18 protein-coding genes are annotated in these 19,259 nt (G+C 42.2%); 1 reads left to right on the top strand and 17 read right to left on the bottom strand.

Going from position 1 to position 19,259, the window contains the following annotated elements:
• Positions 1–716 (top strand): transposase (locus OCV69_RS03220; RefSeq protein ID WP_262562969.1); only part of this gene is annotated, 716 nt, incomplete at its 5' end.
• 125 nt (positions 717–841) lie between these two features.
• Here the strand turns inward: OCV69_RS03220 and wecB are convergent.
• The 17 genes from wecB to OCV69_RS03140 form a co-directional block, all read right to left on the bottom strand.
• On the bottom strand, positions 842–2,029 hold the full coding sequence (wecB, locus tag OCV69_RS03215) for a non-hydrolyzing UDP-N-acetylglucosamine 2-epimerase (RefSeq protein WP_158357459.1): 1,188 nt from the start codon (positions 2,027–2,029) through the stop codon (positions 842–844).
• A gap of 87 nt (positions 2,030–2,116) precedes the next feature.
• Positions 2,117–3,334: a capsular polysaccharide biosynthesis protein CapF gene (locus OCV69_RS03210; RefSeq protein ID WP_158357461.1), complete on the bottom strand. Its 1,218-nt coding sequence runs from the start codon at positions 3,332–3,334 to the stop codon at positions 2,117–2,119.
• 1 nt (position 3,335) lies between these two features.
• A complete protein-coding gene (locus OCV69_RS17090; RefSeq protein WP_416782430.1) occupies positions 3,336–3,863 on the bottom strand; it encodes a VanZ family protein in 528 nt (175 codons plus the stop codon).
• A gap of 49 nt (positions 3,864–3,912) precedes the next feature.
• Positions 3,913–4,953 carry a polysaccharide biosynthesis protein gene (locus OCV69_RS03205; RefSeq protein WP_158357465.1) on the bottom strand — a complete coding sequence of 347 codons (1,041 nt, stop codon included), beginning with the start codon at positions 4,951–4,953 and terminating at the stop codon, positions 3,913–3,915.
• A 13-nt stretch (positions 4,954–4,966) separates the two neighbouring features.
• A complete protein-coding gene (locus tag OCV69_RS03200; RefSeq protein ID WP_158357467.1) occupies positions 4,967–6,250 on the bottom strand; it encodes a glycosyltransferase family 4 protein in 1,284 nt (427 codons plus the stop codon).
• Position 6,251: 1 nt separating this feature from the next.
• The gene (locus OCV69_RS03195; RefSeq protein WP_158357469.1) at positions 6,252–7,547 is read right to left on the bottom strand and encodes a flippase; all 1,296 of its coding nucleotides are present in this window, start codon (positions 7,545–7,547) and stop codon (positions 6,252–6,254) included.
• Positions 7,548–8,687, bottom strand: coding sequence for an EpsG family protein (locus tag OCV69_RS03190; RefSeq protein WP_158357471.1), 1,140 nt, complete (start codon positions 8,685–8,687; stop codon positions 7,548–7,550).
• 40 nt (positions 8,688–8,727) lie between these two features.
• Positions 8,728–9,531, bottom strand: coding sequence for a hypothetical protein (locus OCV69_RS03185; protein WP_158357473.1), 804 nt, complete (start codon positions 9,529–9,531; stop codon positions 8,728–8,730).
• A 1-nt stretch (position 9,532) separates the two neighbouring features.
• Positions 9,533–10,855, bottom strand: coding sequence for a glycosyltransferase family protein (locus tag OCV69_RS03180; protein ID WP_158357475.1), 1,323 nt, complete (start codon positions 10,853–10,855; stop codon positions 9,533–9,535).
• A 227-nt stretch (positions 10,856–11,082) separates the two neighbouring features.
• Positions 11,083–12,258, bottom strand: coding sequence for a Coenzyme F420 hydrogenase/dehydrogenase, beta subunit C-terminal domain (locus OCV69_RS03175; RefSeq protein ID WP_215655297.1), 1,176 nt, complete (start codon positions 12,256–12,258; stop codon positions 11,083–11,085).
• A gap of 16 nt (positions 12,259–12,274) precedes the next feature.
• Entirely contained in the window at positions 12,275–13,357 is a 1,083-nt protein-coding gene (locus OCV69_RS03170) for a polysaccharide pyruvyl transferase family protein (RefSeq protein ID WP_158357479.1), read from the bottom strand.
• A 16-nt stretch (positions 13,358–13,373) separates the two neighbouring features.
• Positions 13,374–14,207 carry a glycosyltransferase gene (locus tag OCV69_RS03165; protein WP_158357481.1) on the bottom strand — a complete coding sequence of 278 codons (834 nt, stop codon included), beginning with the start codon at positions 14,205–14,207 and terminating at the stop codon, positions 13,374–13,376.
• Between the two features lie 44 nt (positions 14,208–14,251).
• On the bottom strand, positions 14,252–15,658 hold the full coding sequence (locus OCV69_RS03160; protein ID WP_158357483.1) for a sugar transferase: 1,407 nt from the start codon (positions 15,656–15,658) through the stop codon (positions 14,252–14,254).
• Positions 15,659–15,736: 78 nt separating this feature from the next.
• Positions 15,737–16,459 carry a hypothetical protein gene (locus OCV69_RS03155; protein ID WP_158357485.1) on the bottom strand — a complete coding sequence of 241 codons (723 nt, stop codon included), beginning with the start codon at positions 16,457–16,459 and terminating at the stop codon, positions 15,737–15,739.
• Positions 16,460–16,517: 58 nt separating this feature from the next.
• Positions 16,518–17,594, bottom strand: a complete 1,077-nt coding sequence (locus OCV69_RS03150) for an LCP family protein (RefSeq protein WP_262562968.1) — start codon at positions 17,592–17,594, stop codon at positions 16,518–16,520.
• Entirely contained in the window at positions 17,591–18,457 is an 867-nt protein-coding gene (locus OCV69_RS03145; RefSeq protein ID WP_331485622.1) for a CpsD/CapB family tyrosine-protein kinase, read from the bottom strand. Before OCV69_RS03145 ends, OCV69_RS03150 begins: the two co-directional genes overlap by 4 nt.
• The gene (locus OCV69_RS03140) at positions 18,457–19,257 is read right to left on the bottom strand and encodes a YveK family protein (protein ID WP_158357489.1); all 801 of its coding nucleotides are present in this window, start codon (positions 19,255–19,257) and stop codon (positions 18,457–18,459) included. The genes OCV69_RS03145 and OCV69_RS03140 overlap by 1 nt, the downstream gene beginning before the upstream one ends.
• Between the last annotated feature and the right edge of the window lie 2 nt (positions 19,258–19,259).

Below are 19,259 nucleotides of genomic sequence, written 5' to 3'. Positions count from 1 at the left end.
TGAACATGAAAAATGATGCGGCCTTTCTTATGGACTTCCGGCTGAATCTCTACGAGCACCAGTCCACCTGGAATCCCAATATGCCCCTCCGGGATCTCATTTATGTGGCAAAGGAATATCAGGTCCTTACGAAAGACCAGACTCTTTACTCTTCCAGCCTCATCCGGCTCCCCACTCCCCGATTTGTCGTGTTCTACAACGGCTCCGGGATGACTAAGGAATCCTGTATCCTGAGGCTTTCGGACGCATACCAGATCCCCGAAGCCGAGCCCGAGCTGGAGCTTAAGGTCCGGGTTTTAAAGATCGCCCCGGAGGCTAACCGTGAGCTCCTGGAGGCATGTCAGAGCCTGAAGGAATATATGCTCTTCGTGGAACAGGTACGGAAGTATGCCGCATTCCTGGAGCTGAACGAAGCAGTGGACCGGGCCGTCAATAAATGCATCCGGGATGGGATCCTTTCAGACTTTCTCTCAAAGCATAAAGCGGAGGTGATCGCAGTGAGTATCTTTGAATATGATGAAGAACGGGAGATCCGCCTCATACGGCAGGATGAATTCCGGCAGGGACAGCAGAATATCCTCAGAAATCAAGTTCATAAAAAGCTCCAAAAGGGAAAATCCCCAGCCGTTATCGCAGATGAGCTGGAACTGGAGCCGGAGGTAGTGGAAACGCTGATACAGGAGCTTCAGAAAGAATTATCCGGCAGCGTCCTTTAGGGCTTAAACGCCTTTTGGACGATCCTTACCCGGTATCTTTCCGCTGGGAGCCGCTGTAATACAGATATTTTATCTGTGATACAGCGGCTCCTTCTAATCCTCAGATCTTCTTCCCGCAACAGCAGCTACAGTTCTTTCCTCCACACCATTTTATTCACAACCCCTGTATAGCTCTGAATGATCTTAACTACCTTGGTGCTTACATTTTCTTCCACATAATCTGGCACCGGAATGCCAAAATCCCCTTCCTGGTTCATGGCCACCGCCGTATCCACAGCCTGGAGCAGGGATTTCTCATCAATGCCCGCCAGCACAAAACACGCCTTGTCCAGAGCCTCCGGCCGCTCCGTACTGGTCCGGATGCAGACCGCTGGAAACGGATGGCCAGCAGCGGTAAAGAAGCTGCTCTCTTCCGGAAGGGTTCCTGAGTCAGAAACTACCGCAAACGCATTCATCTGCAGATGATTATAATCGTGGAATCCCAGCGGATCATGGCGGATCACCCGTTCATCCAGATGAAATCTCGAGGCCTCCAGACGTTTTCTGGATCTGGGATGGCAGGAATAAAGCACCGGCATATCATATTTTTCCGCCATACGGTTGATCGCAGAAAACAGTGACAGAAAATTCTTTTCTGTATCAATGTTCTCCTCCCGATGGGCTGACAGCAGGATATACCCCTGCGGCTTCAGTCCCAGTCTTTCCAGAATATCTGATTTTTCGATTTCCGGAAGATTCTGATGCAGGACTTCCGCCATAGGAGAACCCGTCACATAAATACGCTCCTTGGGCAGCCCGCACTCATGAAGATATTTTCTGGCATGTTCACTGTACGCCAGGTTCACATCCGAAATAATATCCACGATCCGGCGGTTGGTCTCCTCCGGCAGACATTCATCCTTACACCGGTTTCCTGCTTCCATGTGAAAGATCGGGATATGCAGGCGTTTTGCCGCGATGGCTGACAGGCAGGAGTTGGTATCTCCCAGGATCAAAAGCGCATCGGGTCGGATCTGCGTCATCAGCTTATAAGAGCAGTTGATAATATTTCCGACTGTGGCTCCCAGATCGTCCCCCACTGCGTCCATATAAACTTCCGGGTTCCCGATTTTTAAGTTTTCAAAAAAAATCCCATTTAAGTTATAATCATAATTTTGTCCCGTATGGGCCAGCACCACATCAAAATATCTGCGGCATTTATTGATCACCGCTGCCAGACGGATGATTTCCGGCCTCGTCCCAACAATGATGAGAAGCTTTAATTTCCCATTTTCTTTAAAATGTATATTGGAATAATCTGTCCTGATTCCCATATTCTCTTCCTCTTTCCACATAAATTCAAGTCTGATCTGCTGTACAGACGGGCTGATTCCTGTCCCCATCTGACAGACCCATACCCGCTATACTGGTTCAAAAAATGTATCTGGATGTCCTGGATCAAAGGCCTCGTTGGCCCACATGACCGTCACAAGATTCTCTGTTTCAGACAAATTAATGATATTATGGGTATACCCAGGCAGCATATGAACCGCTTCAATTTTATCACCAGAAACCTCAAAGTTCATCACTGGATACGGATTTCCATTCTCATCCAGCCCCACCTTCCGTTCTTGGATCAGTCCATGACCGGCGACCACCATAAAAAACTCCCATTTACTGTGATGCCAGTGCTGGCCTTTTGTAATTCCCGGTTTACTGATGTTTACCGACACCTGGCCGCAGTCTGCTGTTTTCAAAAGTTCTGTAAAGCTGCCCCGGTCATCGCAATTCATCTTTAAGGCAAACCGTACCTTTCTCTCAGGAAGATAAGAAAGATATGTGGAATACAGCTTCTTTGCAAAGGAACCTTCCGGAATTTTGGGCATGACTAAGGTTTCCGGCTGCTTTTTGAAATTCTCCAGAAGTTCTACGATCTCTCCCAGAGACGCCTTATGGGTCACAGGAACATAGCAGAAGCGCCCGTCTGCCTGGGCAATGGCCTCTGTACCGGAAAATATACAGTGATGCTCTCTTCCTTCCAAACCATCTAAAAGCTCTGCCACCAGATCATCTATATAGAGCAGCTCCAGCTCCACTGCCGGATCATTCACCTGGATCGGAAGGTCATTGGCGATGTTATTGCAGAATGTGGCTACAGCCGAGTTATAATTGGGACGGCACCATTTCCCAAAGAGGTTGGGAAACCGGTACACCAGGACCCTGGCTCCCGTCTCCTGCCCATACTGGAAGAACAGCTCCTCTCCTGCCAGCTTAGACCTTCCATAATCGGAACCGGCATACCTTCCCAGGAGAGTTGCCTGGATCGAAGACGCCAGCATCACTGGACATGTATTTCCATGCTTCCTTAAAAGTCCCAGAAGCGTATCTGCAAATCCAAAATTCCCGGCCATGAACTCCGAATTGTCCTTCGGGCGGTTCACCCCGGCCAGATTGAACACAAAATCCGCCCCCGCACAATATCCGTCCAGCAACGCCGGATCTGTATCCACATCATATTCATAAATCTCTCTGATCGTCAACTCCGGCCTCGTCCGGTCTGTTCCGGCCTTAAGGTTCTTAAGCGCAGCCACCAGATTCTTTCCAACAAAGCCAGCAGCACCTGTTACTAAAATATTCATCCTATAAAACCCCTTTTTTTCTCTGCCGCCTCCATGTCCATATCCCGGCCATGCACCCGGCTGTATTATAAATCAGATCGTCCACGTCAAAATATCCAAGCCCTGTGGCAAACTGAAGGCATTCCGTCCACGCTGAAACGAAAATCCCCAGAAAAAGGACTGGAAGGATCCTGGCATTTAGTCCCCTCTGCGCTCCCATTTCTGGCACCAGATAGCCCAATGGAAAAAACAGCAGTCCATTCAGCCAGACCCCTTCCAGGGCTTCCATCTTCATTATAATTCTTGACAACCTGCCTGTCAAAAGCTCACGGAAGGTTTTCACCAGATCAAAATCCACAAAAAAAGTCTGACGGAATGCCCGGAGCAGAACCAGGTTCTTTCCGCCCCGGTAGTTTGCTTCCCTAGATAAGAATGTAAAATACAGATAGCCGCAGGCATATATTACCAATATATAACTTAAAATTTTTTTGTATGTATACGTTTGTATCCTTTGCTTTGCTTCTGGAACGAAATTTACCAATCCAATCATCAATACTGTAACTATAAAGAGTCTCCCCATATGTCATGTATTCTCACTTTTAGATATGATGAATTCCATTTAATTCTTCTTGAATATATTGTAATTTCAGCAATTTCTCTTTTACCTGTTCCACCGATAAAAGCTCTGTATTATTGCTGTTAAATTCTGAAAGCGGATTCCTTGTCACATCTCCAATTCTAAAATACTTATCATAATTTAAATCTCTGTTATCGCAAGGAACCCGATAAAAATCCCCTAGATCTACTGCATTTGCGCATTCTTCATTAGTCAAAAGAGTTTCATACATTTTTTCACCATGGCGAACACCAATCACCTGGATTTCTGTTTTAGGATTAAATAATTCTACTACTGCCTTTGCAAGTACTTCGATTGTACACGCAGGAGCTTTCTGCACGAGAATATCTCCATTTACTCCATACTCATATGCAAATATTACTAAATCCACTGCCTCTTCCAGTGACATAATAAACCGGGTCATGTTGGGATCTGTAATTGTTATTGGACCACCAGATTTAATCTGATCAATCCACAGCGGGATAACAGATCCCCTTGAACACATAACATTTCCATATCTTGTGCAGCATATTTTTGTTTTAGATGAGTCTACATTTCTAGCCTTGGCAACAGCGACTCTTTCCTCAAGGGCCTTGGAAATTCCCATTGCATTCACTGGATATGCCGCCTTATCTGTAGATAAGCAAATAATAGCCTTTACTTCCTCTTCTATCGCAGCAGATAGCACATTATCTGTACCTAATACATTTGTTTTAACTGCTTCTACCGGAAAAAACTCACATGATGGAACCTGTTTTAAAGCAGCCGCATGGAAAATATAATCCACACCATGCATAGCGTATTTTACAGAAGTAATATCGCGGACATCACCTATAAAAAATTTAACTTTACCCGCCGAATTAGGCATACTTGCTTGAAATTTATGTCTCATATCATCCTGTTTTTTTTCATCTCTGGATAACACTCTGATTTCTTTAATATCTGTATTAATGAACTTCTGTAAAACAGCATTTCCAAAAGAACCAGTACCCCCTGTAATTAACAATGTTTTTCCCTGAAACATTTTAAACTCCCCCTTATTTTTCTTCTCCTAAAATTTTCTTATAAATACTAAAAAGTTCACTATCTCGATTTTCTCTTCTAAAAGATAACATTTTGTTTCTGGCTGCCTGTCCAATTTTTTGTGCTATATCGTCGTCGTCAAAAATCTTTCGAAGTTTGTAGGCCAAAACCTCATGCTCCTCATATCTATACAAATATCCTGTGACTCCTTCTTGCATGAATTCACCAACACTACCACAAAATGTTGATATAGAAGGAATTCCTACCAACATAGCTTCTCTTAAACTTCCCGCATGTACCTCCATAATTGACGGGTTAACAAAGCAATGGCTATTGGAAATTTGCTTTGCCATACCATCTGGATTCATTCTTCCACAAAAATATATATTATCGAAAAGTTCTAGATCTGAAATCAAACTCCTTAATAAGCGCTCATATGATGATAAAAATTTATCTTCCTTAAGCCTTCCTTTTTCATCTGCATTGAATATTCCCGGTATAAACACTTCGATATCCGGATAAATCCTTTTAAGTATTCCTACTGCCTTTAATAACTGATGTAGTCCTTTATCCGGTCCACCTCCAAAAACTGTGAATATTCTATGCTTTTTACAATTTTCCAATGACCATTCATATTCCACAAAAACTCGATTCGGATTTAGCCTATATTCAAATACCCCAACTCCTTCATCAATTGATTTGGAATATGCAGCAGAGAAATCATTATCTAAGATAACATTCCCCGCTTCCCGTATCTCTTTTTTTTCAAACTCAACCTGGCTGACAAATTTTCTTTTCTTGATTTCATGTACTAAAAACTCCTTAGGTGTATGAGGCATTCTTAATCCCAAATCATCTAATCTACCCCCGTAATATCTAGCATGTATCCCTATTAAACCTTGAATGAATACCACTTTTTTTATATTTGTGGCACATGAGGCGACCGCATTTTGTGCTACAGTTTCTGTACCCCATATCTGGATTATGTCTGGTTTAATTTCTTGAATTGTATCAGATATCTGATGTAACATTTTTGGGGAAGGTTTGATTCCAAAAGACATTTCTGGCATATTCAAACAGTATGCATTTTCGCCTTCATCGGATGTATTATGTATAACTCTGCCCTCTTTAACTTTTTTTGAAAAGCAAAGGAAAGATAATTCTATTTCATCTCGGCTAATTTCTTCATATATCGTTTGAATCCATCCTCCACTTGTACCTGCATTCTGCATATTCAAGATTCTGGCCGCAGGACCCAGCGGAGATGCTGTAACCCATAACACTCTCATTTTTCCCATATTATTCCCTCACCTCTTTAAGTATTATTCCTTGTATCATTATTCTGAATCCTTGCCTTAAATCCCGTATAATCATCATCATTACAAAATTTGCAAAAATCTGCGTAAGAAGAGATGATAATGCAGCACCAACAATTCCGAGAACAGGGATCAAAAAATAATTCAAAGCAACATTAGCCAATGCTCCACCCAAGGTTATAAACTGAACCCATTTTTGTTTATTTTCTGCTACCATATAAACATTATTAATCGCACCAAAATATGAAAAAGACGTATACCATACAATTAAAGCCAGTGAATCAGCCGATCCTAAATATTTTTTTCCATACAGTAATAAGATTATCTGTTTTGCAAAAACAGTAATAAACACTCCATATACCATACATGTCCAGAATACAAGCGCGTATAATTGACGAAGTCTCCTCTGATATAACAATTCGTTATGACATTTTGCATCCATAATATCTGGTCTGAAGCCCTCAATCAGCGTAGTTGGTACTATAACCACTAATCCAGCCAGCGTAGTTGATGCATTATACAGTGCGACAGCATTATTATCCATCATATTTTTTAACATAATTTTATCTGCCTGCCCATAAATAGTGGATAAAATCGCAGAAAAAACAAATGGATATGACATTTTTATCATACGTATCATTGTTTTGCTTTTTATTTGAATTTTTCTCGTATAATTTTGTCTATAAAATCTATAGAGAAAAAAAACAAATAATAAAGTTTCTATTGAAACACCAATCGCATAAAAAATAAGGTTATGGAATACTCCAATAGCTAAAATACGCCAAACAGCCGCAAGCAAAAATGAACAAATTCGATACTGAGCTGTTATTGCAGCCTTATTTTTATATCTATACCAGTACACAAATAGATCCATTGAACCAAACAATATTGTTAAAGATTGGCACAGAACAATCAAGTGAAGCACTTGTTCTTCCGGTGCTGATATCCTAACAATAGCTTGTAAAGTAACAATTGCACCTAATGCAAAAAGGACCCGAAGCCATGTACAAGACCAGATATATTCATTAAACTTGCTCTCATTTTTTGAAAATTCTCTACTTATTATCCCATTGAATCCAAGCGTCCCCACAGATGAAAAAAAAGCAACCCAGGAACTGGCATATGTGAGTAATCCGTTATCATTAAGTGTAAGCATTCTTGCAACAAAAATATTTAACAGAAATGCTAAAATTGCATGTAGTATATTCCCCAAAAAAATCCAGTATACATTCTTGGATAGTCTGTTTGAAAACAATTTATCTTTTACTTTTATTATCATTTAGTATGCGCTCCAAAAAAATTTATATGGTACAATATCAAGTGCATTAACCGCCAAAGAGTATCTATAGAAATACAGAATCGCACCTATGTAGATTATTATTTTTAATATAGTTCTAAATTTCACATCTAACCTTTTTAGATTGTTGGGTAACAATATCAAAATAAAAAACTGTACATACTGTGCCATTCGAGAAAGAACTGTACCTGAAGAAAACAACTGGAGTACAATTCCCATGTATATTAATCGCGTTGCTAATCCACTATTATTAAAGTAGGTATCTGTATCTCTGTATATGGTATTTTTAAGCTCATTATGCGCACCTGCTCGAGCTTTATATTGATATAAATCTCGTTCTTCTTTTTGATAAATAATCCAGATTACTAATGTAATAAACATATTAACTATGTAGATGAGTAGGTTTCCTCCAATTGAAGTGCTTGACTCCTGGACAGTTTTAAAAAACATATTAATATACATATATATATTGCTTTTAAAAAACATGACCCCAATAGGTATTCCCACATACAATATAGATGTATAAATATTAAATCTCATTTTAATAACAAAATATACGACAAAGAATATATAGGCTGACTTGTGAATCTGAGCGGCTATTAATGTAATTATAATAAAATATACTGTATTTCCCTTTCCTTTTCTTTCTGCCATTGGGACCGCAAACAGGCAAGTTGCAACGCCCATCATTGTTCTAACCGCTGAAGCATCAAACGTGAAAAAGGTAAAACAAATATACAGAATGACTGAGGTAGTATAATCCATAGAATATCTCTTAAAAAATACATAATATGAAAAAAACACATAACCATATATGCATATCATAAATACCTGGAATGGTGCATGAAAAATATGAGTAAAAACCATCATCAATAGTTCATACCCCCACTCCATCCATGAAATATTGAAATCATCCCATGGCTGAAACTGCATTATTTCATATATTCTTTTGTACCCGGGTATATCCCTTCCCACAGTAGGGGCTTTTAGAGCCATGACTAAAAAAACAAAGGCAAGTGAAAAAAATAAAATCGCTGTATTTCTTTTTTCCCTGTCTTCTATTATGGCGCATACAAATGGCACTAAAAGAACGACTGAAACCAACAATAAATATATATACATTTTTCTGAATCCTCGTTATAATTCTCATGCCCTTAACCAGCTATTCTACTTCATCGCTATAAAAGCGCCTTCCTCTCTTTGTCATAAACGCTTTAACCTTTGTCTTCAACATCCCTGGTAAATGTCTTGAAGCCATAGTCTGAATCCCCAGTCTGATTTCATAACTCCACGAATTTACTTCGCGTTCCCCATCATAAATGTCCGGATGTCTTTTGAAATATGCAGCAGACTTATGGAGTAATTTTCCTTTACGAACCACATCTAAAATCTGAAAATCTGCTCTATTGCTAACAACACATTTTGCTCCGTACTCCATAGCACGCTTGTGAAGTATTACCTCAAACTTCCATGCATTTTTAGGAACACGTACAGTACTTTCAAGAAATTTCTTTGTCCAAATTCCCGAGTATAAATTAACGCTATAATCGACCGATGTATCGATCTGAAACACTCCCTTATAGTTGTATAACTCTTTACCCGTTGCTCTTTTAGGACGAGAAAAAAGTCTGATATAATCAATTCTTTCCCTCTCCATCATAGTAACCAATTCCAAAATACCTTTATCGGAGACCTTTTTAATTAGATAATAATCATCCAATGTGATAAACACATAATCGGTTTTTACTTGTTGTAAAGCAAAAGCTAATCGATCTGACCATTCGCATTCTGTTCCAGCCGAAAGAATCTGGATGCCCGGATAATCTCTATGGCTGGGGGCATCTGTCACAATAATTGTATCCATATCCCGATCTGGCCAGTTCTTCTCCAATAATTTTATATGACCATCCCATAAATCCGAAAATTTATCACATGACAGAATCAACATCGTCATATTTTTTTTCATATCATTTTTTCCTCATATCATTTTTGCATTTCATTTTATTAATTGCTCCTAAGATAACCTGTTCCGATATCGTACAGCTTGCTTCCAAATTATGATTTTTTTTCGTCATTACAATTGCCTGTTCATAATACTGCTTTTGTAATTTCTGATCTGCCATCAATATCTTGATACATTCTATAAGCCTATTTCTTTCCGTACATACCATGGATGCACCTGTTGTCTGCATATATTCTATAATACCGCTTTCCATGGAACCATAAGTCAGTATACTTGATCCACTAGCTAGTGCATCTGCGGCTTTAGTAGAAAGTGAATAACGTGAAAGGTTAATATCCTTTTCCTCAAACCCCTCAACGATGACTGTTATATCGCTTTGACTCATACGCTTCTGAACCTGTGTATAAGGGACAGAGCCCATATACTTCACATTTGGATTATCCTTGAATACCTGGTAAATCTGCTCATCTTTCTCATTGGAATAGACTTCCAACATATACTGCGGATTAATCTTACCTAACGCATATCCAATATCATTTAAAGAATTATTTCTTCCCATTCTGATATTTCCGAAGTAAGTAATGACAGGACATTCACAATTTATCGCGCTGAATTGCTTTCTTCTAACTGTTGATGTCAAATACACCGTTTCACCGCCAAGTTCAAATTCCGAATTATATTTGTCGCGAATTTTGTCGCTGATATAAATCGCACTTCCCGGCCATGTTAGAATCTTATCAATTAATTTTTTATAAGTTGATTTGTATAGATGATATACTGGACTCAACGTTTTCTCGACATTGAAATAATAATCATCTCCAATACATGAAACAATCGGTACATTATATCGCTTTGCAACATACATGGCGATTTGTGGAATAAAATAATCATCCGAAAACGCCAGAAAGACACATTCAGGTTTGAACGCATCCAGCCACTTATTCAACCTTTCTGTACACCAGAAATGCTTTTTCCAAAGAACCCCTCTGAGTAAATGGGTAAGAGGCGTGTGCTTTCTACCCAATTTATAAGCAGCCTCTACCTTCGAATCACCAAGTTCTAGGTCACTATCCTTCCACTCAGTATCAAGGTCATCATAGTGGAAAATTACCCCAGTATCTATTTTTTTTCTAAGCCAGCATTGCAAAACTCGATAATCTGTTATCTGAAAAAGCGTTTTACAGTGACCTTTACACGGCTTCTTCGTGTTAGAGAAAATCTGTGCAAGATTTTCTTTCTCCCAGTAATGGAAATACGCATCAAAAGCGCGTGACGTCGATTTTGTATTATATGGTACGGTTCCTACAATCATCACTCTTGGATGCATATGATTTCTCCTTTGTCTTTCAACTTATACTTAAGGCTTTCTTATGAATTAAATTATGATTCAGCAATTCAATTACTACAGCACAAAAACATGCAAATAAAGCACAATTCCCTAAAGTAAGCAAATACCTTTAAATACTTCTGAATCAGATTGGCATATTGCTCCTGTAGCATTGCTACACCTCACATAATATCTACAAATGTATTTCTCACTTTTACTTTGTCTCCTCACGTTCTCATTGATCGGATAATTAATTTGACCTTATATGGAATTATTAATTTAATGATTCCATATAATATCATCTTTCTATGACTCCTCAGATAATTTCTCTGAATCTGGATTCCGGTAAGATTTTCATACTCATCAATTCTTTTTTCTCTGTCAAGCGTAAGGATGGAAGGTGCAGAAAGTTGTCTATTGCATCGTACCGCCTGTTCCACCGTGGTGTTTATCAATTCTAAATCCTTGATTCCGTTTAATAGTTCCATTGCATGAGAGTTATTTATAATCAACAATGAGCATCCATTTTCTGTATCCAATGGTAATTTTAAAGCCTCTACTCCCCAGTAATCTCCCAAAGTAAAATCTCCTGGTCTGTCTGTATTCGCGTACTTACATGTATAACAGGAACTTCTAAATATATCTCCCAAAAGAAAGTATGAATAGTAATAATTATTATAATCCCTATATGATTTCTCTACTTTCTTTCCAAATGAATTCAAATATATTATTTTTCCGTCATATCTCCATCCAGATGTTTTCTTTGAACGAAAATGTAGTTCCTTAATCTCTCCATAACGTTCCCTTGCAAATTCCATATACTTATCAAAATACTTCTGAGAGCCAACACCATGACAAATAAGATCTGCAGTAAACAGATTTTCATATTCTTTCCCTAGGAATTTCTTTAAACCGTCAATCTGGCACGGCGTTCCTGAATAAAAAACCTTTTTTCCACTTTTCAAATCATCTTCTGCTTGCTGATAGGTAATCCCTGTATCACTCTGCACATACTTAGATCCTCGTAATTCTACAAGTTCCTCTTCTTTTACAACTCTAATATGTCTGACCTGCATCTCTTCCTGCATCGCTGCTCCATATACAATTCCATTGTTTTTTAAAAAATATGAAGCGATTGCAGAAAACGCACCACCACTGGTACTTCTTGTAAGGATCTCCTTATCCTTATGTATTGCGGCGTATACTCTTTGTCCTGTCTGCTTGACAACTGGTTTGTCTATTGGACAAACATTTTCACAAACTCCGCAATTAACACACTCTGACATATCTATGACCGGATACCTAAATCCCAGTTCTTCTATATTCCATGTAATGCACTGTTTTGGGCATTTCCAAACACACGCTCCACATCCTGTACATCTTTTTTTATTATTTTCTAGCATTCCATCTCTCCAATTTTTACTGACATTTTTCCAAAGCATCTTCAATGAATTCCATGGAAGCTACTCTTCTTTCAGAAATGACCTGATTTATATATGTAAAATCTTCCGGCACATCCACTATTTTTTCTAATGCTGAAAAATCTTCAATAGCTCGATTTAATAACCCATATTCTGATAGTAAAAATTCCAGTTTATTCTGGTTTCCACGCAATTTAACCACAACCGGAGTATTACAAATAATAGACATTACAGTTCCGTGAAACGTATCCGTAACAACCATAGACGCATGTTTGATCCACCCTAATAATTCCTCTGGAGATGCATTGATATTTTTACACCATTTGTGATAATATCCAACAGACACTACTTTAAAACTATGTTTTTCTGCGTATTTTTTTATATATCCATATTCTGATGGATCATTCATGTTTTTATCATATGCATAAATCAGAATATATTCCTTGATAGATGGAATGAACTGATTCATCTCCTTTTCATACCCATATAGTATAACAGGATCACATACCAGTGTAGAATCAATATTAGCGGTCTTTTTAACTATCCTCCAAGAATTTTCATCCCGTACCGACACCGCCTCCATTTTTTTTAGACCCCGGGCAATTATATCTGTCTTGTTCTGACGTACAACCTCATGATATGTTGTTGGACCAAAACATCCAGCATAGCTGAATACATGCTTTGATTTAAGGCCATTTCCATAAAGAAATGGATTTATACCTATTTCCAGACTAAATACCTCATCGCTTCCAATAACCACCAGATCCCCATTAAAATCTTGATACTCTCCAAATATTGGCAATTTATCCGACCGGAACCTTGCCAATGTTTTTTTCTTTTTTAAATTATATAAAACATTTCCAGGGCCTTTATCCATCAAATATCTCAAATAAAAACCAATACTGTTAATCCCTATCTTATATTTACTTGCTTGTTTCTGGGATATATTAGAATAGCTACGTTCAAATTTCAAGAAACCACATTCATGGCCTTTGGACTCTAATACCATTTTTAAAGCGTTAGCCTGCAAAACAGCACCATGATTATGTACACCGTAATAGGTAAGTATTCCAATCTTCATTTGAATATATTCCTCTTTATTTTCTCAATATCTTTTTAAACATTAACTCTCGTATCCAATTCGGTGCCAACGATGATCCACTCCGAACTACACAGCTTATAAAGCATTGACCTTTATTGATGAATCCCCTATTCTCCATATACCTAAATAATGCAATCTGCGTCCTGGCATACTTCCACCCAGCTCTCCGCTTATACATATCGGATCCAGCACGCATATAGAGCAATGGTTCCTGGAGATTGTATCCCTGGCTCCCGTTCATCAGCATCCTAATCCACAAATAATAATCTTCCAGAAGGTAAAAATCTTGATAGGAACCGGATGATTCAACTGCTGTTTTCTTATACATAACGCATGGATGATTGAATGGATTACGTTTCATCGCAAATTTCGATATTTCTTCACTTGTCTCTGGCAGCACGCGTCTTGCGTATATTATATCTGGAGACTTTGAAAATTCCTCAATAATTCCTGAACATATATCAATCTCTGGGTTCAATTCAAAAACTTTCATCTGACGCACACAGCGATCCGGATAAGAAATATCATCGCTATCCATTCTCGCAATCAGCTCATTCTTACAATGTCTAATACCTTCGTTCAACGCATTTCCCAATCCGCAATTTTTTTCTAAGCGTATAACGTGAAATGTATTCCCCATTTCCTTTTGCTTTTCAGATATAACAGCATCTAATTCTAAATTTAGCGGACCGTCACAAACAAGTACAAAATCATTTGTAGGGAATGTTTGATTCTGAATGCTCTCTATAGCTTGTCTTAAATAGCTCGCATTTTCTTTATAATAAACAGCCATAAGAACTGAGTACTGCTTATACGCCCCTATGCTCATAATCAATTTTCCCCTCCATTATCTAGCCGAATCACAATTTTAATCTATTTTTCCTTCTCCACCTTCGTCGCCGCCATCTCCCCCAGCGCCGCTTCCTGTCCCATGGCCGTCGTTGCACCTTCCGCCACGCCTTCCGTGCTCTCCGGCATAAACAGGATCTTCACCGTAGCAAAGCAGATACGCAGATCCTCCATGAAGCTGGGATTCGCAATATACATCAGATCCATCTGAAGCTTATCGTAGGGCGTTGTATTGTATTTCCCGTATACCTGGGCGTAACCTGTGAGTCCGGCCTTTGCCTGGAGCCTTAAGCGGAACTCCGGCAGCTCCTTTTCGTACTGCAGGGCGATCTCCTCCCGCTCCGGCCTCGGGCCCACGACGGAAAGATTTCCAGCCAGGATATCCAGAAGCTGCGGAAGCTCGTCCACCCGGATCTTCCGGATGATCCGTCCCACAGGCGTGATCCGGCTGTCGTTCTCTCCGCTGGAAAGTCTGGCAACGCCGTCCTTTTCCGCGTCTACCCGCATACTGCGGAATTTATGGATATAAAATTTCTTTCCGTTCTTTGTGAGGCGCTCCTGCTTATAAAATACCGGACCTCCATCCTCCCGTTTGATGGCGATTGCCGTTAAAAGGAAGATCGGAGACGTCACGATCAGCGCCAGTCCGGCAGCCACAATATCAAAGGTCCGTTTTGCGATCAGATACCCCAGCGGCGGATTGTACCGCTCCGCCCGTAAGATCGGCAGATGGAACATATGTACCGGTTTCGTCCCGCTCATAAGAATGTCACCGATCCGCGGGATCACATAAACGCTGATGCTGTTGATGATACAGTATTTTAACAGGATATTCCGCTCATGGCTGTGAACGCCGCTTAAAAATACGGCCTCCATTCCTTTCAGCATGTCCGGATTTTTTACGCATTCCTCCGCATGGACTTTCAGCTGCACATCAAATTTTTTATCCATCCCATATTCCCGGATCAGCTGGTCCATCCCTCTTCTTATATCATAAACGACTGCCGAACGCCGGGCCGGGAATGAGGCAAAATACCACCGGTGAGCTCCTATGCACCAGATCACAGCCAAAACCATCTGTACCGCAAAAACACAGAAGATCCCCAGAGGATTCATCCAGCGGCGCATCAGCAGGCATATGACCACATACATCATTCCATCGGAAATAATGGCCGCCAGAGCCTGGCTGTAAACCAGCTCTGAGATCCGGTTTGTGGAGATCATAAACGCGTCGTAGACCTTTCCAAACAGGGCGTACATGAAAAAAAATAAACCCGAAAGGATATAACCTGTCCATTTTAAAGCTGTTGATCCCATAAATCCCACGTAAAACAGGCTCCATCCCAGAAAGAAGGCCGCCGTCAACGCCGCCACATTCAGACCCTTCACTGCCGGCAGGGTCAGATCGTGCTTTATGTTTTCTAACTTCATACTGTTCCCCTTTATCTTACTCGTACACCAGAAAAAAGAAACCGGGCGGTTCCAGCCGTGAAGCCGCCCGGATCCGTTTTAGATCCACCAGAGCTGCACGGTACAGGAACCGGGAGCGATGAATGTAACCTCACCTGTGGCCACATTAAACCTGGCCTCTGCCCGTTCCCAGCGGCCGGTTGCGTTGTTGTAATATACGGCCACCAGTTTTCTGGTTTCTTTATTTATCCCGCTGACCTGGAGCGTAACCTCCGTTGCCACCGCGTCGGTCTTTCCTGTGCTCTGGGAGCTGACGATCAGCGCTCTTGTATTTCCCAGCTTTTTATAGCCAGTCATGTCCTGGTCCGGGATCGCGGTCTCTGCTCCAGTCCCCTTATTTAACTGGTTGATCACATTGACAACGCCTTCTGGAAGTCCCGCTGTCTCCGCCGCGCCTGTGGCAATGGTAACGACCTGGTCTCCTACAACCGCTCCGCCGCCGAACTGCATGGATACCTGCTTTCCGTCTTCCGTCGTTTTATTGACCACCAGGCTCATGGTCACTCCGGAGGAGTCCTTGGAGGTCTGTCCCACCGAGGTCTGCTGTCCATTGGGGGATACGACCACCGACGGTCTGGACGGCTGGGTAATGGCCGTTCCCGAGGTTCCGTCTCCCCCTACTGTCTTGTCCTCGTAAACAGACTCTGAGGAACTGCTGTCGTCATCGTCGTTTTTCGGGCTGCTGCTGGCACCGTAGGCCATGACCGGGATCATAGATAATGCCAGCGCAAGAGCCAGGGTCTTTACTAATTTCTTTTTCATTTCCATTTTCTCCTCTTCCTATTTTTATGAATCAGCGTGTCGCTGTTCGATACACGTTTTATGCCTCCCGGTAAAAAAGCTCCAGGAGAAGCTCTGTCATTGCGTCTTCGTCCACATGATATTCATCATACGTTTCCGTCACCACCGCCCTTCCAGGAAGTACATAAAAATGATCCGAAGTCAGATCTTCTGAAGCAAGGATATCCGCCACCATGCCCATATACTGGTCCTTTGCCATATCTGTGATCATATATTCTTCTGTCAGTTCAAAAAGACGGGGAACTGTCTGGCTGTCGGTTTCTGCCATTTTCTGTGCCGCGTCAAAGAAGCCTGTGATAAACTCCTGGCTGCGCAGCGTCCTGTACAGCGCAGAATGATCCTCTTTTGTATCCCTGTAACGGACAAACGCCTCCGCCTGATCTCCTTTCAGGGTGATCCGGCTTCCTTCCTGGAACTGGGGATCCGCAGCGGAAAGTCCCGCTGGAATGGTAACTGTAACGCCTCCCACTGCCTCGTTTAATATTCCCACAGCGGAAAGATCGGTCGCCATGTAATGGTCCACGTGAAGTCCCTTAAACATCTCTTCCACTTCCCTGACCATGTTTTCACAGCTTTTCACATACCCGTCTCCATAGGAAAACGCCAGAGTAATGTGGTCGTATTCCTCATCCCGGACGGTTCCATCCCAGCTTACCGGGGTCAGGTATGTCATGGCATCTCTGGGGATCATTAAGATCTTAAGCCCATTTCTCGCCGTATCCCAGGCCGCGAGGAAGATCCCATCTGCCTGCCCCCGCTGTCCCGGCTCCTCACCTCCGGTCATGGTATTTTCCCGGTCCACCCCCATACAAAGGACTGCCTTCATATAGGTATTGCGCCGGTACTCCTTTCCATTCCAGGAAACGGCAGCCTCGGAAAGCATTTTTTCCGGATCTGGAGCGGCTTCCGGTGGATCAGAAGACTCCCCTGCCGTATTCTGCTCCCAGGTGGCATGACGACTTTCGATCATTGCCTCTGTATCCTTCCGCTCCCGGTACAGCTTCACAGATACGCCTAAAAACACTGCCGCCCCAACACATCCGGCTGTGATCCCTAAAAGAGCGGCCCGTCTCCGGCCTTTTCTATACCGGCTCATTGAGACTCCCCATGTTCCGGGGCGGCTGACGGACATTCCAGTTCTTTATATTCTTCATCCATATCCGGCTCTATGACGCTGTTGGGAATTTCTGTCCGGGGCCGTGCCGCAGTGTGTTTCGCAGGCTCCAGTCGGCTGTACGAGCTCTCCTCATGCTCTGCATTTTCGTACCGGCCGTATTTTCCATACTTTCCGTATTTCCCGTACCGTCCATAATATCCGCCGTTTCCAGAGTCCGCCTTATTTAATACGGCTCCCAGGATCCTGCACTGGGAACGCTTTAACTGCTCCACCACCTTCTGCTCTACTCTCCAGCTGACGGCTCCGCTCTCAATGATCAGGACGGCTCCGTCACAATGTCTGGCTACAATGGCTCCGTCGATCAGTCCGGCCATGGGCGGGGTATCGATGATGATATAGTCATACGCTTCCCTGAGCTTTTTCACTGTATCTCCGAAAAGCTCCTCTTCAAGAAGCTCTGCCGGATTGGGAGAAAACGGTCCGGCAAAGATCAGATCCAGTCCCCTGGTGCTGGTGGTGTATAAGACCTCCTCCAGCCTTTTCTGTCCGCTTAAAAACTGGGACAATCCGTTCAGCTTGTTTTTTAACTGATACCGGTAAGTAAGGATCGACTTACGGATGTCCGCGTCGATCAGCAGCGTGCGTTTTCCGATCTGGGCCAGGGCCTCCGCTGTTGCAAAGGAAAGATCACTTTTTCCCTCACTGGGGATTGCGCTGGTAAACATAATGACCCTTACGCTGCTTCCGCAGAACTGAATGTTGGTACGCAGTGTTTTCACTGCCTCGGTATATTCGTAATCACTGGTCTTTCCCGGTTTCAATTCCAGATGCATATCTTCCATTACTCTTTTCCCCCCTTCCGTCTGGATCTGCCCTCCGGCTTCTGGCTTTCCTGATTCTCTCTGGGCGCAGTGCGGGCCTTCTTCTTTTTGGATTTCCGCTCAGCCTCCGCTCCCTTTCCATCCTCATTTCTCCTGGGAACGGATGCAAGGACCGTCAGATCCAGATACCGCTCCACATCCTCTTCTGTCTGGATCGTGTCGTTCAGGATCATCTGCATGGCTGTGATTCCACAGGTAAGTACCAGGCCAAGAAGAGCTCCCAGCGCCGCATTTCTGGTATTGCTGGGACTGGACTTCTGGGTGGGCACCTGCCCCTCCTCTATGATCTTTGGGGGGATCATTTCCATAATATCGCCGATGTAGCCGGAAGATACCGACGCGGTCCGGTCTACGATGGCCTTTGCCATCTGCGGATCCGGATCCGTAGCCGTGATCGCCAGGATACGGGTATCCGCAGGGTTATTGATCGAAATTTTCGATTTCAATATTTCATAGGAAATATTCAGATCCAGATCCCCAATGACCTCCTCCAGTACCGGACGGCTGGTGATGATCACCTTATAGTCCTGGGTCAGCTGGCTTCCGATCTGAAGATCCGCCAGGGATGTGAGGGTCGTTTCCTTCGATACGGCGTACATCATGGATGTAGACGTGTACATGGGGGTCAGGGCGATCTTACTGAACGCAAAGCCCACAGTTCCCCCAAGAAAAGTCACAAGAATGATCAGCCAGAGCTTCTTTTTCCATACGCGGAAAAGCTCCAGCAGATCGATTTCCATTTCATTATTTCTGCTGTTCATCT

Origin of the sequence: Alitiscatomonas aceti (assembly GCF_025567195.1) — a bacterium.
Classification (GTDB): Bacteria; Bacillota; Clostridia; order Lachnospirales; family Lachnospiraceae; genus Alitiscatomonas; species Alitiscatomonas aceti.
Note: the sequence above shows the minus strand (reverse complement) of the source record. Positions and strands in the feature narration are given on the sequence as shown.

Excerpts from the sequence above, each read along its gene's own strand:
- wecB (WP_158357459.1), bottom strand. The coding sequence starts at position 2,029 with ATGGGAATCAGGACAGATTATTCCAATATACATTTTAAAGAAAATGGG.
- OCV69_RS03210 (WP_158357461.1), bottom strand. The coding sequence starts at position 3,334 with ATGAATATTTTAGTAACAGGTGCTGCTGGCTTTGTTGGAAAGAATCTG.
- OCV69_RS17090 (WP_416782430.1), bottom strand. The coding sequence starts at position 3,863 with ATGATTGGATTGGTAAATTTCGTTCCAGAAGCAAAGCAAAGGATACAA.
- OCV69_RS03205 (WP_158357465.1), bottom strand. The coding sequence starts at position 4,953 with ATGTTTCAGGGAAAAACATTGTTAATTACAGGGGGTACTGGTTCTTTT.
- OCV69_RS03200 (WP_158357467.1), bottom strand. The coding sequence starts at position 6,250 with ATGGGAAAAATGAGAGTGTTATGGGTTACAGCATCTCCGCTGGGTCCT.
- OCV69_RS03195 (WP_158357469.1), bottom strand. The coding sequence starts at position 7,547 with ATGATAATAAAAGTAAAAGATAAATTGTTTTCAAACAGACTATCCAAG.
- OCV69_RS03190 (WP_158357471.1), bottom strand. The coding sequence starts at position 8,687 with ATGTATATATATTTATTGTTGGTTTCAGTCGTTCTTTTAGTGCCATTT.
- OCV69_RS03185 (WP_158357473.1), bottom strand. The coding sequence starts at position 9,531 with ATGAAAAAAAATATGACGATGTTGATTCTGTCATGTGATAAATTTTCG.
- OCV69_RS03180 (WP_158357475.1), bottom strand. The coding sequence starts at position 10,855 with ATGCATCCAAGAGTGATGATTGTAGGAACCGTACCATATAATACAAAA.
- OCV69_RS03175 (WP_215655297.1), bottom strand. The coding sequence starts at position 12,258 with ATGCTAGAAAATAATAAAAAAAGATGTACAGGATGTGGAGCGTGTGTT.
- OCV69_RS03170 (WP_158357479.1), bottom strand. The coding sequence starts at position 13,357 with ATGAAGATTGGAATACTTACCTATTACGGTGTACATAATCATGGTGCT.
- OCV69_RS03165 (WP_158357481.1), bottom strand. The coding sequence starts at position 14,207 with ATGAGCATAGGGGCGTATAAGCAGTACTCAGTTCTTATGGCTGTTTAT.
- OCV69_RS03160 (WP_158357483.1), bottom strand. The coding sequence starts at position 15,658 with ATGAAGTTAGAAAACATAAAGCACGATCTGACCCTGCCGGCAGTGAAG.
- OCV69_RS03155 (WP_158357485.1), bottom strand. The coding sequence starts at position 16,459 with ATGAAAAAGAAATTAGTAAAGACCCTGGCTCTTGCGCTGGCATTATCT.
- OCV69_RS03150 (WP_262562968.1), bottom strand. The coding sequence starts at position 17,594 with ATGAGCCGGTATAGAAAAGGCCGGAGACGGGCCGCTCTTTTAGGGATC.
- OCV69_RS03145 (WP_331485622.1), bottom strand. The coding sequence starts at position 18,457 with ATGGAAGATATGCATCTGGAATTGAAACCGGGAAAGACCAGTGATTAC.
- OCV69_RS03140 (WP_158357489.1), bottom strand. The coding sequence starts at position 19,257 with ATGAACAGCAGAAATAATGAAATGGAAATCGATCTGCTGGAGCTTTTC.